The sequence below is a fragment of the Paenibacillus sp. GCM10027630 genome, assembly GCF_042676305.1.
Taxonomy (GTDB): domain Bacteria; phylum Bacillota; class Bacilli; order Paenibacillales; family NBRC-103111; genus Paenibacillus_S.
This window is the reverse complement of the sequence record NZ_JBHTGY010000094.1, coordinates 1-15,180: the sequence shown is the minus strand read 5'-3', so window position 1 is coordinate 15,180 and position 15,180 is coordinate 1. Positions and strand designations below refer to the sequence as shown.

The window sequence follows — 15,180 nt, the reverse complement described above, 5'->3', positions numbered from 1 at the left end:
CTCTTGTATCAAAGTCTCCCATCACTCCCGCAATACTTATGAAGTCAGGGAATTAACAGAAGGACCACTACTCCATTCGAGCACGTGGTCCTTCTGTTTAGGGTCTAATCCTTATTTGCCAACATTCTCAAGCTTATCGAAATGAGGTGCAATAATGAATCCCGCGCCCTCGCTCTCATTACTAACTCTAATCTTCGCTTGATGAGCTTCCAGAATTTGCTTGGCGATAGCTAAGCCTAGCCCAAACTGACCATCCGGCCCGGTCTGGAATTGGTCGAACAGGCTGGCTTTCAGCGCTTCTTCAATCGGCGGCCCATCATTCCACAATCGAATCTCTGCATTCCCAGACGCAGCTGCCTGGTCTGCATCCTGTGATCCGTTAGCTCCTTCTTCAGAGGGGTTTAGCGTAATAGAGATTTTCGCTTTGGCATATCTGAGTTGATTATCAAGTACGTTCTCGATAGCAACCCCCCATTGCTCAGCATCCCCCTCAACCTCCAGCACAGGCAGCTCAACCTCCCAATCGAGCTCCGGCTGACGATAACGCAGCCGTTCAACACAATCGCCAATAACAACGGACAGGTCAAAAGTGAATACTTTTCTTTCCCGTGCCGATAAATAATTCAGCTTGTTCAAGTAAAGCAGATCGTGAATTCGTTTTTCCAGCCGTGTCGCTTCACTCTTGATGGTCTCAACACTATTTGCAATAGTCCCTTTTGGATAAATTCCATCAAGAATCGATTGCGCGTAGCTGTGAATAACCATGACGGGCGTTTTGAGCTCATGGGAAATATTTTGCAGGAAAAACTGCTGGGATTTATCCTGTCTAACCAACCGTTCACGCATCGCTTCAAAGGCCAGTGCAAGCCGCCCCATCTCATCCTTGCGATTGAGTACAAACGGCTCATGCCAATCCCGCTTCGCAATCCTTCCTACCTGCTGCTCCATCAGCACAAGGGGGCGGGACAAGTAACGGGAAAGCCACAGGCAAGGAATCCAGCTAACGACAATAAGAACCATCATGAGCAATATCAAGCGTTGAAACATCGTCATGACCAGATCGTTACGATAATTGCCCCAGGCATACGAAACCATAAAACCCGGTTGCCCCTGCAGCTCCTCTTTGCGGATAACGTAAAACATCGTACGGTCATCAATATTGCGATAGTAGGTCTGAACGGCATCCAACTGCAGCTCCGCATCCTGCTCAATAGCTTCAGCAAACGGGATGGGAACCGTCGTTTCCGTGTTGCTAAATAAACCTCCGTTCAGCATAACCATATGTTGAATGCCAGGTCCTGCAGGCGGTTTAAGGGTCATGGTGAACGGCTGCCCGGCAGTTCGGATTACCCTCATTACCATGCTAGGTTCCGAAGCTGTTTCAGAAGGAAGCTCATCCATCCGTTCATTTGTTGGCTCTGCATAGTGCATTACGCTGCTGGCTTCCGTTCTTGGCCCAGCAGGTATCGAGTCAAGGCGGAGTGATGCCATAGTTTTCGTTCTCTGTAGAACCTGCTGGTCATTTGGCAAGTCCTTAGGCACGATATTGACAGCGCCTATACTTTCTACAGGTCTGGCCGCCGTAATCGATACAGACTTCATCTCACTAGGCACCGTCCGCTGCGAATCGAGCAATAAATCGTAAATTTGCTCGGTAAAGAACCCCTTTAAAGTCCAAGGCAACAAAAAAGCAAGCATTGCAAACAAACACAGGGTGATCGCTGTGATGACGAGCCATATTTTGAGGGCTAGCGGCACATTTTTCATAGCTTCAACACCATCCTATAACCATAGCCATACACGGTTTCCAGTCGGAGATGAGGCATTTTCTTGCGCAGCCGTCTGACCAGATCGTCAACTACGCGGTCCGAGCCATAATAATCATCCCCCCATACTGAATCCAGCACTTGCCCGCGTTCCATAAGCTGCCCTGCATGAACAGCAAAGTATACCAACAGGTCGAACTCCTTGGAAGTCAGCTCAAGCTCGCGATTCTCTTGTTCATCCAGCACCCTTCTCTCCTGCTCGTCGATTCGGTAGGGGGGCAGCATACGAGTCGTATGTAAACTGGAAGAATCAACGGATAGTTCATGACGATCCGTGTAAATGCGCTCCAACAGCTTCCGTGTCCTAATCACCAGCTCGCGCGGCAGGAACGGTTTAGCCAAATAGTCATCGCTACCGAGCTCCAAGCCTACAACCCGGTCTATGTCAGCATCGCGGGCAGATATGAAAATAACCGGCAGCCTCTCCTGATCAGCCTTAATTTCCCTGATCAGCTGGTAGCCATCCACCCCCGGAAGCATAATGTCCAGAATCCACAAATGAGGGCGATTTCTTATCGCCTTGCGAGCTTCTCCACCGTCAACAAAGGCCTCTACTTCCCAGCCCTCATTACGTAAATAAGAAGCCAGCACCTGATTTAAATTCGGTTCATCCTCTACCAAATAAATACGATACACCATTGCTCTCCCCCTTACCTATCGCTCCAAGGATAACCATTACTTCATTATCAAGGACGAACGTTGTTGTCACAATTGAGCGAAGTAAAGTATAACCGCACATACTTTCTATTCAACCATGGAAAAAAAGACGCAACTGTTACGTCACGTCCTTATTATCGAATTGCCTACTTCTGGCTCTCTTGCTTTTGCTTCTCTTGTTGCTTCTCTTTAATTTGCTCTAACGCTTTAGTCATCTCTGCAGTCTTCTCTTTATAGTCGATCAACAGCTTGGGAAGCAATTCCTTGATTGCTGCGCTATCATCAGCTTCCACCGCTTTGGCGAAATCCGTTTGCAGCTTGAGTTCAGGTGGCGCCTCTGATTCTTTTGCATTAATTATATCATCCGAAACTACTGCTTCCAATGGAAAAATTGACCCGGGAGCCCCTTCCACGCCTTCGGCGTTAGTTGTTTTATTCACTCGAATGGTGAATAGCTTTTTCCCTTCCTCCCCCTCAACCGGAGACATGGTTACCGTACCATTCTCCACGCCCTCTGTTAGGGAAGGTACTGCATCCTTGTCCAGCTTCTGAATCGACACAGCATTGGTCATCTTGAATGCGCGGGTCGCAGCCATCTTAGGGAATTGCTCCTCAACCTTCTTACGGCCATCGAATGCCGCTAACCAAGCCGCTTCATCCCCCGGGGTGTAGGCCTTTGCAAGCAATTGCAAATACTTACGCTCATTGGCTTCACTCTGCAGCAGCCCGGAATGGCCCATGCGATACATGAACATACTCTTCTGGTTCCCATTCGGCAAACTCGTTGTCACACTGGCAGCCTCAGTTGCCTGTACCTTTGTAAAATTGCCTGCGGCCTCTTCAGCCGAGGCACCTCCAACAAGACCTAAAGTTAGTGAAAACATTAATGTACCTGCGGTTACATAATGCCATGCTTTTTTCATTTTAAATGGCTCCTTTTCGGTTGAAGTAGTGTAAGGACTTGCCTCTCACAACTTCATCCTATCAAAACAATGCGGGAGCAATATCGCAACTTTATGGGAAATTATGTGGCTGGCCCCAACCTTTCTATAACGGTTTATCTCAAATATGTTGGGTAAATAGTAGATTGACAGGTTTACAACCCGGTAAATCCGGCAAATCTAGTAAAAGAACTCTATTAATGACTCTATTATTACGATTTGAAAAAGGAGGATTTGAGATTATATGCTGCAATTAAGGTTCATTTTCATACTTACTGTTCTACTTGTTTTTATGTCAGGTACAGCCTTGCAAGCTTTCGCTTACTATTATGATGAGGATATGTACGACATAAATGAGCTTGCTTATGGACCGATCTACTGTCCCTGCTCTATTCCGGAACCGGAACCGGATCCCGTCCCGGAGGAACCCGCAGTTGTCGTTCCGAAACCTTTGAATTATCAGGTCAATGCCGGGGATACGCTGTATAAAATTGCAAAGGACTTCAATGTTTCATTGTCCTCCCTGCTTGCTTTAAACGATATTGCAGACCCGAAACGGCTAACAATAGGTCAGCAGCTGCAAATTCCCGACTCGGAGGCGGCTATTCCATTGCCGGACGGGCAGCGGAAAACGATCAAAAAAGTATTAAGCTCCACACTTACCGCTTACACCGCAGGTATTGAATCAACCGGAAAAACAGCTTCCCATCCTCAATATGGAATCACTTATAGCGGCAGTAAAGCGGAGGAGGGAAGAACTATTGCAGTTGATCCCTCCATTATCCCTATCGGAACAACGGTTTACATTGACGGGGTCGGCATTCGTAAGGCGGAGGATACGGGCTCAGCTGTCCGAGGCTCGCGAATCGATGTTTTTATGGATGATGTTGGACAAGCAATCAATTTTGGCGTCAAAAGAAATGTGAAGGTATATGTACTATCCGCTGAAAATGCATAGCAGGCCAAGAACGACACTTGCCCCATGAAGCATGGCATGTTGTTCAGCAGCAGCAGTAAGGATTGGAAAAGGAAGCCGACTTATTTGGCAGCAAAGCTGCCCAAAAAGATCGGGAGCGGGAAGAACAATAACAGTTTAAGAGCTGCTCTGGCAGCTCTTTTTTTGTACAGGCTTCCCATCATTGGCCAAAAAAATCATAGATTCAGAGAAGCAACCATTATATTTCACGGCGTTTTTGTGTATTATATGATAATAAACTATTACGCGAGGATAAAGTATAAAGCAAAGCTTATACTTTCTTAATCTACAGAAGAAAGGTTGATTGTGTTGGAGAACCCGTCTGCATCATCTAATTTTATCAAAAACATTGTTATTGAAGATTTAAATTCCGGCAAAGTCGATCATATCGTCACCCGCTTTCCTCCTGAACCTAACGGCTATTTGCATATTGGGCATGCCAAGGCAATCTGCATTAATTTCGAGTTAGCTGACGAATTCAAGGGCCGGGCTCATCTTCGTTTCGATGATACGAACCCTGTGAAAGAAGATATCGAATATGTTGAATCTATCAAAGAGGACATCCGCTGGCTCGGTTTCGAGTGGGATGCTCTGTTCTATGCTTCGGATTATTTCGAAGAGATGTACGATCGTGCTGTGCTGCTGATCAAGAAAGGCAAAGCCTACATCGACGATCAATCTGCTGAAGAAATCCGCATTACCCGCGGAACCTTAACGCAGCCAGGTCAGGACAGTCCTCATAGAAACCGCAGCGTTGAAGAAAATTTGGATCTGTTCAAGCGGATGCGTAACGGTGAGTTTAAAGACGGCGAACGGATACTGCGCGCAAAAATCGATATGGCGTCTCCGAACATCAATTTACGTGATCCTGCGCTTTACCGTATTTCCCATACCCACCATCATAATACCGGTGATAAATGGTGTATTTACCCGATGTACACATTTGCCCACCCACTTGAGGACGCGATCGAAGGAGTTACCCACTCCCTCTGTTCGTTGGAGTTTGAGGACCAACGTCCTTTTTACGATTGGGTCATCGAAGAATGCGAAATGTCTAACCAGCCGAAGCAATACGAGTTTGCACGGCTTAACATTACCAATACGGTCATGAGCAAACGATTTCTGAAGCAGCTCGTGGATGAGAATATCGTAGACGGCTGGGATGATCCTCGGATGCCGACCATCTCCGGCTTGCGCCGCAAAGGCTTCACTCCTGAATCGATCCGTACTTTCGTTCGCGAGGCTGGAGTTACTCGCAGCAACAGCATTGTTGATGAGAGAATGCTGGAGCATTTTATCCGCGAGGACTTGAAGCTGAAAGCGCCGCGGACTATGGCTGTGCTGCGCCCACTGAAGGTTGTCATTACGAATTATCCGGAAGGTCAGGTCGAGCAATTGGATGCCGAGATTAATCCAGAGAATCCGGAAATGGGCAACCGCCAAATTTCGTTCTCACGTGAAATTTATATTGAGCAGGATGACTTTATGGAGAACCCGCCGAACAAATACTTTAGGTTGTTCCCCGGCAACGAAGTCCGCTTGAAGAATGCTTATTTCATCAAGTGCAATGACTTCATCAAGGATGCGGAAGGCAATGTAATAGAGCTTCATTGTACCTATGATCCGGAAACAAAGAGCGGCAGCGGCTTTACCGGACGCAAGGTCAAAGGAACGATCCATTGGGTGGAAGCTACGCAGGCAATCCCTGCTGAATTCCGTCTATATGAACCGCTCATTATGGATGACGCTAAGGAAGAAGGAGATTCGTTCCTCGACCGGATTAACCCTAACTCCCTGGAAGTTATCAGCGGCTATGTGGAGCCTAATATGAAGGATGCTAAGCCTCATGATAAGCTGCAATTTTTCCGCCATGGCTATTTTAATGTCGATCCAAAATACACATCTGCTAATAAACACGTTTACAATCGTGTTGTATCTTTGAAAAGCTCGTTCGAAATCTAATATCTACACTGCAACAGCTTTATTCAGCAAAGAGAAAAGACAGCCGTTTCCCTTCTTTGGGAGCTGCTGTCTTTTTTCGATATGACTATGAATTAGAGCTGATACATCGATCAGGATAAAATTATTACGCAGGATGGCACATTTCCCTCTGAATCTGCATATAATGTTTTGTTGAGAATATTTTCATATTGGAGGGATTGTTCGTGCTAGCTACAGAGGAACTTTGTGAAAAAGAGCTGGTCATGCATAAACTGCAGGACATGGGGCTCGATCAGATCTCGAATTGGATTAATGAACTGCCGGAAGACAAGTGGAAAGATAAGTTCGTCCTGCATTGGCCAACTTTGGTTAAGGAATGCGGCATTCGGATATAGTTCTGGCTACATAACGGCATGGCTGGCATTGCTATTACCGATTGACCCGGCAATAACTCGTATGCCCTTTTTGCAGCTTAGAGCGTAAAAAAGAAGGCCCTCTATTTGGAGCGGCCTTCTTAATCATGAGCGCCCCTACAGGGACGCCAAGTACAGCAGCACCGCCAGCAGCAAGCAAAGCGGGCTGTAGAGCTTTGTATCCATAGCGGAGAACCGCGTGCTTTTTACACGTTTAAAAAAACCTAGGTAACGGAAGTCACCGATAGCCCTCAGCAGAAATGCCGCCGCGCAAATCGTGCAGCTCCAGCTTGTGACTACATTGGGACCAAAGCCCGGCATCAAACCGCCTTGAGCCAGAAGCATGATTGAGATCGCAAAGAGAATGACGGCGACGGCAGTCGTTCCTGCTGGCCGCGGCTGGAACAACGGCTCGGTTTCCCCTTCCCTGACCGGTAGCACTCCCTTCGCTCCCCACTTGCCTCCTGCCGCCCAGTAGAAGTGGATCAGAGCAAGCAGCAGCAGTACACCTGAACCTGCCAAAACTGCAATCATAATCATAAGCCGTCCCTCCGACAAAACCTTGATTGGCTACCCTGTACCAGTATCTCTGACGTTTCCATTTGTATATTATAATTATTAAAGCACATTTAGGTGACGGGTGGATACAAAATATCCCCACAAAGTGGGGTCTTGCTTCGAGGTTGATTCAGATACTTTGCGGGCAGCCCCGAAACATATAAATTCTGGCGTGTAAAAAAAGCATGCTCTGGATTTCCTGCCGCGGTTTCGCTAAGATGGAAGCAACTACGATACATTTTTCAAACAAATGGAGCTGGAATAATGGAAATCGGTGCAACAATAAGAACGATCCGTAAGAAGAAGGGCATTACCATTGGGCAATTATGCGAAGCTACCGGCCTGTCACAAGGGTTTATGAGTCTGGTCGAAAATAATAAAACCTCGCCTTCCTTAGCCACCCTGGATTCAATTGCCGGAGTATTGCAGGTTCCTCTTGCCTTCCTCCTGTTAAAGCAAGAGGAGCGAATGAAGGTAACACGCAAGGAAGAAAGAACCTTTAGCATGTACAAGGACCAATTAAAAGTAGAGCATCTCAGCGAAGAAGGCGGACTTCGAATGCTGCTGATCGAGGTGCCCCCGGGTCTTCCTCCTAGCTTGGAATTAAGCGTCCATGAGGGAGTTGAATGCCATCTGGTTCTAAAAGGAAAGCTTCTCGCAAAGCAAGGGGAGGATGAATATATCCTTGAAGAGGGCGATACCTTCTCCTGGCAATCCTTCGTTCCCCACCAAGTAACCAATATAGGTAAGGAAACGGCCGTAATATTGATCGCCAGCTATAATGAGAGCCGAAAAGGCTGAACTATAAGAAAAGCTTCTGATCGAAGCCCTTTCGAGGAAGATACATTCGTGTCTAAGTTGTAGCTTTTCTTGCAATATCAGACTTGTTCAGCTCCGCTGAAAACTTATAAAGTCTGGTATTATAAAAAAGCACCTTGTGGCATCGAGTCGAGAATTGAGTGGAGATCACCAGCAAATGCTTCTACACACCCGCCAGTACAGCTTTCATGTAAGTGAAGCCGCAGGGTTCTACCGACACCATGCAACGCCATGGCGCGTGCTTTGGGGTCCGCGCTTGTTGGAAAAGCTAGAGGAAGTAATTCTTCCTCTAATACCAGGAAAGCCCAAAAAACAGAGTGATAACGGAAGAATTAATTCCGTTATCACTCTGTTTTTGTTTATAGCGCTCCTATTCGTCCAGTATAACGGAATTCCGAATTCCGCTATCACCTTAGATTAGAGGCAGTTCATGGAATAACGGAACTCGTAGTTCCGCACCTTCCGCACAAAATTTCTTCAGGGCTCATCGCAGCTGCAGCCCAGCTGCAGCCCAGTTGCCCCACCACCATTAATATTAGTAATACAAATATTAATTATATTTTACATATATTTATGTTGACACCGATACTAACATTGTGATAAATTTTATTTAAAGTAATCAACTTACTATTTTAAAGTTATATGGAGGAGAAAATAATGAGCTCAGGAAGCAGTATTATTTATACAATTGTACGTATCCTATTAGGTGTTATGTTTATTGGTCATGGGATTGCTAAATTCCAAATGGGATTAGGCAATACAGCAGAATGGTTCAGCAGCATCGGCTTGCCGGGATTTTTTGCTTATATTGTCGCTTATTTAGAGTTAATTGGCGGTGCCGCGTTACTCGTAGGCTTCGCTACTCGCTATATATCGATCGCGTATGTTCTACTAATGCTGGGCGCTATCATCATCGTGAAGCTTCCAATGGGACTTTTGGGCAACGGCCAGGCTGCTGGCTTTGAATTGGAGCTTGCCTACATGCTGGCAGCGCTTAGCCTTACCGTTGACCCTGCGAAGGGTTGGGGGATCGACCGTATTTTGTCTACACGGAAGGCGTAAGACAGCTACGGCCACTTGTACTATTGAAGTTGACTGGAATTGATTAGTATGAATCGATTTAATCGATATCATGTGAGGAGGCAACAATAATGGGAGCATCTTATTTTATCGGCCACGGATCACCTATGCTCGCTCTTCAAGACATCCCTTACACCCAAGACATTCGTCGGTTGGGAGAACAGCTCGGCAAGCCTGAGGCCGTTATTTTGTTCAGTGCCCACTGGGAGAAAAGAGAGCAATCGCTAACCTATACGGATTCAACGTATGAAACGATCTACGATTTCGGCGGTTTCCCGGATGCCTTATTCCGAGTGAAATACCCGGCTGCCGGCTCGAAGGCAATTGCTGAGGAAGTTCACGCACTGCTTGAATCCGCTGGAATTGCTTCACAGTACGATACTACACGAGGCTTGGATCATGGGGCTTGGGTTATACTGAAGCATTTGTTCCCTGAAGCAGACATTCCGGTAATCACATTATCAGTGAATCCATATTTGCCGCCCGCTCAACAGTACGGCATCGGCCAAGCATTAGCAGTGCTCGCTGAACAGCGTAATATCGTCATTATTGGAAGTGGAGCCACGGTTCACAACTTCCGTAAACTGGATTTGCGCGAGCCGGACCGCGTTGACGACTGGGCCAAAGAATTCGATGATTGGATGATTCAGCACATACAAAGCTGGGATACAGCCTCGCTCTTCGACTATGAACGACTTGCTCCCCATGCCCAAGATGCTACCCCGGATCAAGAGCATTTCCTGCCTCTATTCCTGGCCATGGGTGCCGGAGACAAACACCGGAAGCCTGAGTTGATACATCAAAGCTACCAATACAGATCGCTCAGCAATATGATATTGAAATTCTGATGTCTTAGACTACCGCCATGAAGGCGGTAGTCTTTTGTGCTCTTAACGGGGCCGTCTTCGCTTGCGATACTAGTACTAGTTAGCCTTCTGATTATCAAGGTTATTCAACCTGCCTGTCTCATAATAAGGGTAATCCATATTTTGCTGTACCTTCTTAGCTATTTCAGTATTCGTTAAAGATTCAATTACATACAGCCCTAAGTCAATTGACGCCGATACTCCCCCACCGGTAAAAATATTTCCATCCCTCACCACTCTTTGCTTTACCACCTCAGAACAATACGGTACTAATAGCTCATAGGCTGATGGATTCGTTGTAGCTCTTTTTCCTTTTAGAAACCCAGCCGCACCCAAAAGCAGCGCTCCCGTACAAACGGAAATTTTATATTTTACATTCTGAGCTGTTTGCAGCCAAGCTACGAAATCCTTATCAAATTGTAATTGTCTCGTGGCCATTCCTCCCGGGATAAACAACAAGTCATAAGCAGATAGATCGGGTTGCACATGATTTATTTTTATTGTCATGCCACGATCGTCCTTAACTTCTTCGGTTGTAGAACAGAGATGCCACGACACATCATCCATTGCATTCAGCATCTTCAACCACGTAATTGCTTCGAAAAAACCACTAAAATCCAATGTTGTCATCCGATCAAATAGTACAAACGCCATTTTCATTACGAACACCTGACCTCTCGTTTTTTATAAAAGTGCGCGCTCAAAAATTTGAACTACCTCTAGAACAAAAAAAAGCACTTGATCATTGATCAAATACTTTGCCCAGGCGTACGGCCGATTATCGGTGTGCTCCCTCGTGGTTATCCACGTTTACGCCAGTAACCCACCGTTTAGTTGTTAGAAAGATTTTATATGAATTTCCCAGTTTTTTCAATATTATTTTATGCTGCCTTATTAAAAACATTATTAATAACAAATCAGAGCCCCACTGCATCTGTAAATTCATTCAGCTCGATTCGTTTTTTGCTTCTGTTTATGCTTACGTTCCCAGTCAATCCATATAGCCATCTGCAGCGCCGCTGCATCCTTGAACACTTGCGGGTCACAGCCCGTAAGCTCCTTAATCCGCTTAAGCCGGTAGATCATCGTATTCCTGTGTACATAAAGTGACTGCGCGGCTTCCTGGATGCTCATGCTGCAATTAAAAAATACATCAAGTGTCTCAATGAGAGGCTCCGGCAGCTCTCCAAGTAGCCTTTCCACAAATCTGTGTTTACTGCCCGCATCCGACTGCATAACAATTGCGCGAGGCTCGAAACCAGCGTAAGACATCATCTCGTTCTTGCCCTCCCCAAATTGCAACGCAAATTCAGCTTCCCGAAAAGCAGCAGGAATTTCAGTGCGATCCCTCGTCGGCAGAGAATACCCTATGCGAAATGAGATTCCCGAAGAATTCAGCATCTCCTTCAGCCGCTCCCTTTTATCCGCCGCTTTCTTCTCGGTAATCCCGTACAGGAGAAGGATGATTTGGTGAACGCCGCCTACGCTTGCCAAAGCCTGCCCCTCGCCGGCAATTTCCTCTATTTTTCTAACAAGCTGTTCGTTATAAGCCATGTCCTGATACGTTTCCAGAATACAGGCATAATAAGAAGGCTTTAATCGAAGGTCCAACATCTGCAAATGACCATCGACTCTATCAAAATCCGAATCCATCTTAACCAGCTCTTGCAATATGGCCTCTTTTGCGCGGTTCCGCCATTCTTGCTGGGACGTCAAAATTCTCTGATTGAGCATCAGCTCCGTTGTCATCTTAACGATTTCACCGAATTCGGAAACTTCCTCAGGCTGTCCTGTAATGCCGATAGCTCCAACAATCTGCTCCCGAAACACGATGGGGACATTAATCCCGCACAGACTTCCTTTCCAATGTCCCCGGTTCGCTTCATCAATAACAAGAGGTTTGCCCGTACGAATCGCTTCCAGCGCGCCTTCGTGCCGCTCCCCCAGTCGCTTGCTGTCACCGGAAGCAATTATTTTCCCCTCGATGTCCATCATATTGATATTGCGGTGCAAACGATGCATCGTCTCCCGCACAATGCTCTCGGCTATATCTTTGGTAAGCGTTCTTATCACCTCTATCTTTCATTGTTTATTAAATATAAAAATATGTATCGGCATCACTTTATTTTTGTTTATTATAACCAATTCATTCTGATTTGTCCTCCTATATAATAGCGGTATATGGAAAGCGCAGTTACAGCGAATTTCAGCTGGGCTGCTGATAAAAAATAGAGGAAGGCGGCGTTCCGATTGAAAATTATTATCGCTCCCGATTCTTTTAAAGGCAGCATTAGTGCAGCCGATGCCGCAGCGGCTATTGAGCAGGGCATTAAGCGGTATCTCCCGCAGGCAGATACCGTGAAAGTGCCAGTTGCCGATGGCGGAGAGGGCACGATGGACAGCCTCATCCATGCCGCAGGCGGCAGGAAAGTAGAGGCCGTCGTAACCGGCCCGATCGGTTTGCCCGTTGAAGCAGCCTACGGCCTGATAGGGCAGGAGCAGCGCGTGGCGGTAATAGAGATGGCCAGTGCATCCGGCCTCTATCTCATCACCCCCGAGCAGCGCAACCCGCTCATCGCGACCACCTACGGCACGGGCGAGTTGATCAAGCAGGCGCTGGACGCCGGCTGCCGCGAATTCATATTGGCGCTGGGCGGCAGCGCCACCAACGATGGCGGCGCTGGCATGCTGCAAGCGCTCGGAATGCGGCTGCTTGACGCGGCAGGCAGCCCGGTCCGCTCTGGCGGCGGCGCGTTAAGCGAGATCGCAGCCATCGACGACAGCGCGTGGGATCCGCGTATTGCCGAATCCCGCTTCCTTATCGCCTCGGACGTGCAAAATCCTTTCATCGGCCCGAAGGGGGCATCCCATGTATATGGCCCGCAAAAAGGGGCCACGCCCGACATCGTGCAAGAGCTGGAGCGGAATATGGCCTCCTGGGCCGATACCATTGAGGCAAAAACCGGTATCCGCGTGCATGACCTGCCCGGAGCCGGTGCCGCAGGGGGAATCGGCGGTGCATTTCTCGCCTTCTTCCCCACCTCGATCAAACCCGGCATCGAAGTAGTGATCCACTATTCAGGGCTTCGCGAGCACTTGAAGGGCGCGGATCTGGTGATCACCGGTGAAGGCCAGATCGATTTCCAAACCGCCTTCGGCAAAACGCCGATGGGGATTGCTCTCGAAGCCAAAAAATTGAACATACCGACAATTGCGCTTGCCGGTTCGGTAGGCAAAGGCATTGATTCGCTGCATGACCTTGGTATTACGAGCGTTCACAGCATCGTAAACGGACCGATGACGCTGCAAGAAGCAATGGAGCGGGCAGCCGAGCTGCTGGAGCTGACAGCCGAGCAGGTTGTGCGCACATATGCCCCTGCGATCCATAAGCAGCTTCGCGGCAAAGAGTAACAACAGAAGGAGTGATTTCATTGAAAACAACGCTGTTATATGGAAAGCATGGCTTATCTGTTGAGGTGCCCGATCATGCAGTGCTTGTGGAGCCGCACGACATACCGGGCGTGGCCGATGAGAAGCAGGCCGTCCTTGAGGCACTGCGTCAGCCTATCGCCTCCCCACCTTTACGGGAGATGGTAAAGGCAACCGATCGGATCGTCATAGTCATAAGCGACATTACGCGGCCTACCCCGAATGATAAGCTGGTTCCATGGATTATTAGCGAGCTCCCTCATGTTCCGCTTGAGCAGATAACGATACTCAACGGAACAGGAACTCACCGGGATCAAACCCGCGAGGAATTCGTACAAATGCTGGGTGAGTCAATTGTTGACAAGGTACGGGTAATTAATCATCATTGTCAGGAGCCTGATGAACTGGTCAAGGTTGGCCGGAGCTCGTTCGGCTGTGATGCCTACTTGAACAAAACCTATGTGGAGGCAGATTTCCGTATCGTCACCGGCTTCATCGAGCCGCATTTCTTCGCCGGATTCTCTGGCGGATGCAAGGGGATCATGCCTGGAATCGCAGGTCTGGAAACGATTATGACATTCCACAATGCACGGATGATCGGCAACCCCTTGTCCACCTGGGGCAATCTGATCAACAATCCGTTGCAGGAGATGGCCCGCGAAATCAACCTGATGTGCAAGCCCGATTTCATGCTGAACGTCACGCTCAACGGGCAAAAGCAAATCACCGGCGTCTTTGCCGGCGAACTGTTCGCGGCGCATGCTGAAGGCTGCGCCTATACGAAGCAGCATGCTATGGCTCGCTGCGAGGAAAGGTTCGATGTAGTTATCACATCGAACTCTGGATATCCGCTTGATCAGAACCTGTATCAAGCCGTTAAGGGCATGAGTGCCGCGCATAAAATCGTCAAGCAAGGAGGCGCAATCCTCTGCGCCGCTGAATGCTCTGACGGTATCCCTAACCACGGCAACTATGCAAAAATTCTACAAATGGCCGATACACCCCAGCAGCTGCTGGATATGATCGAGGACCCGAATTTTCAAATGTTCGACCAATGGCAGGTCCAGAAGCAGGCAGTCATTCAAGTGTGGGCCGATGTATATGTACAATCGAGGCTGACGGATGAGGAAATCAAAAAATCCATGCTGAAGCCTATGAGCAGCATTGAGGAAACATTAACCGAGCTCCAGAAAATATATGGCGAAGGAATGAGCATAGCCATTCTTCCTCAGGGGCCGCTTACTATTCCCTATGTGGAGGAGTAGCTGGCTCGCAGTGTGTGATGACTTGGCTGTGGCTATGGACTGTGACCATGATTCTTACTTTACTCTGACTGTGACCATGATTCTTACTTTGCTCTGACTGTAACTATGATTCTTACTTTTACTCTGACTGTGACCATGATTCTTACTTTGCTCTGACTGTAACTATGATTCTTACTTTACTCTGACTGTGGCTATGATTGTTACTTTACTCTGATTGTGGCTATGACGGTTACTTTACTCTGACTGTGACCATGGTTAGCGGGAAATCATCATGTTAATTTCTCTGATTTAACGTATATCTATGCACTAGCGTTGCATCAGACCTTACACATCATCAACTTAGTAAATCATTGTGTGAAAATTCACAAAGTTTTTCCATGACATAGTTAAAACACAACCCCACCTAAGC

14 protein-coding genes and 1 riboswitch are annotated in these 15,180 nt (G+C 47.5%); of the genes, 8 read left to right on the top strand and 6 right to left on the bottom strand.

Annotated elements, in window-relative coordinates; translation table 11 throughout:
- Nucleotides 1–111: 111 nt before the first annotated feature.
- From ACFQ0C_RS34940 to ACFQ0C_RS34930, 3 genes are all read right to left on the bottom strand, one after another.
- Nucleotides 112–1,767 (bottom strand): HAMP domain-containing sensor histidine kinase, encoded by a 1,656-nt coding sequence (locus ACFQ0C_RS34940; RefSeq protein ID WP_379373937.1) that lies wholly within the window; start codon nt 1,765–1,767, stop codon nt 112–114.
- On the bottom strand, nt 1,764–2,465 hold the full coding sequence (locus ACFQ0C_RS34935; protein ID WP_379373935.1) for a response regulator transcription factor: 702 nt from the start codon (nt 2,463–2,465) through the stop codon (nt 1,764–1,766). Before ACFQ0C_RS34935 ends, ACFQ0C_RS34940 begins: the two co-directional genes overlap by 4 nt.
- Before the next feature lie 164 nt (nt 2,466–2,629).
- On the bottom strand, nt 2,630–3,406 hold the full coding sequence (locus ACFQ0C_RS34930) for a hypothetical protein (RefSeq protein WP_379373933.1): 777 nt from the start codon (nt 3,404–3,406) through the stop codon (nt 2,630–2,632).
- Nucleotides 3,407–3,668: 262 nt separating this feature from the next.
- Between ACFQ0C_RS34930 and ACFQ0C_RS34925 the strand changes: the two genes are divergently transcribed.
- From ACFQ0C_RS34925 to ACFQ0C_RS34915, 3 genes are all read left to right on the top strand, one after another.
- Nucleotides 3,669–4,382 carry a 3D domain-containing protein gene (locus tag ACFQ0C_RS34925; protein ID WP_379373931.1) on the top strand — a complete coding sequence of 238 codons (714 nt, stop codon included), beginning with the start codon at nt 3,669–3,671 and terminating at the stop codon, nt 4,380–4,382.
- A 327-nt stretch (nt 4,383–4,709) separates the two neighbouring features.
- Complete coding sequence (locus tag ACFQ0C_RS34920; RefSeq protein WP_379374033.1) at nt 4,710–6,362, top strand: glutamine--tRNA ligase/YqeY domain fusion protein; 1,653 nt, start codon at nt 4,710–4,712, stop codon at nt 6,360–6,362.
- Nucleotides 6,363–6,565: 203 nt separating this feature from the next.
- Nucleotides 6,566–6,736 carry a hypothetical protein gene (locus tag ACFQ0C_RS34915; RefSeq protein WP_258217558.1) on the top strand — a complete coding sequence of 57 codons (171 nt, stop codon included), beginning with the start codon at nt 6,566–6,568 and terminating at the stop codon, nt 6,734–6,736.
- 135 nt (nt 6,737–6,871) lie between these two features.
- On the opposite strand, the gene ACFQ0C_RS34910 is transcribed toward ACFQ0C_RS34915, so the two are convergent.
- Nucleotides 6,872–7,294, bottom strand: coding sequence for a DUF3995 domain-containing protein (locus ACFQ0C_RS34910; RefSeq protein WP_379373929.1), 423 nt, complete (start codon nt 7,292–7,294; stop codon nt 6,872–6,874).
- A 282-nt stretch (nt 7,295–7,576) separates the two neighbouring features.
- On the opposite strand from ACFQ0C_RS34910, the gene ACFQ0C_RS34905 reads away from it, so the two are divergent.
- The 3 genes from ACFQ0C_RS34905 (at nt 7,577) to ACFQ0C_RS34895 (ending at nt 10,059) form a co-directional block, all read left to right on the top strand.
- Entirely contained in the window at nt 7,577–8,113 is a 537-nt protein-coding gene (locus ACFQ0C_RS34905; RefSeq protein WP_379373927.1) for a helix-turn-helix domain-containing protein, read from the top strand.
- A gap of 675 nt (nt 8,114–8,788) precedes the next feature.
- Entirely contained in the window at nt 8,789–9,193 is a 405-nt protein-coding gene (locus ACFQ0C_RS34900; RefSeq protein WP_379373925.1) for a DoxX family protein, read from the top strand.
- A gap of 89 nt (nt 9,194–9,282) precedes the next feature.
- Complete coding sequence (locus ACFQ0C_RS34895; RefSeq protein WP_379373923.1) at nt 9,283–10,059, top strand: DODA-type extradiol aromatic ring-opening family dioxygenase; 777 nt, start codon at nt 9,283–9,285, stop codon at nt 10,057–10,059.
- Nucleotides 10,060–10,134: 75 nt separating this feature from the next.
- Here ACFQ0C_RS34895 and ACFQ0C_RS34890 read toward each other — a convergent pair whose 3' ends face one another.
- Nucleotides 10,135–10,737 (bottom strand): DJ-1/PfpI family protein, encoded by a 603-nt coding sequence (locus ACFQ0C_RS34890; protein WP_379373921.1) that lies wholly within the window; start codon nt 10,735–10,737, stop codon nt 10,135–10,137.
- A 93-nt stretch (nt 10,738–10,830) separates the two neighbouring features.
- A riboswitch (ZMP/ZTP riboswitch) is annotated at nt 10,831–10,910 on the bottom strand.
- A gap of 109 nt (nt 10,911–11,019) precedes the next feature.
- Entirely contained in the window at nt 11,020–12,150 is a 1,131-nt protein-coding gene (locus ACFQ0C_RS34885) for a CdaR family transcriptional regulator (RefSeq protein ID WP_379373919.1), read from the bottom strand.
- Nucleotides 12,151–12,327: 177 nt separating this feature from the next.
- Here ACFQ0C_RS34885 and ACFQ0C_RS34880 point away from each other — a divergent pair, with 177 nt between their 5' ends.
- Both ACFQ0C_RS34880 and larA read left to right on the top strand, forming a co-directional pair.
- Complete coding sequence (locus ACFQ0C_RS34880; RefSeq protein ID WP_379373917.1) at nt 12,328–13,488, top strand: glycerate kinase family protein; 1,161 nt, start codon at nt 12,328–12,330, stop codon at nt 13,486–13,488.
- 20 nt (nt 13,489–13,508) lie between these two features.
- Nucleotides 13,509–14,771: a nickel-dependent lactate racemase gene (gene larA / locus ACFQ0C_RS34875; protein ID WP_379373915.1), complete on the top strand. Its 1,263-nt coding sequence runs from the start codon at nt 13,509–13,511 to the stop codon at nt 14,769–14,771.
- The last annotated feature ends 409 nt before the right edge of the window (nt 14,772–15,180 follow it).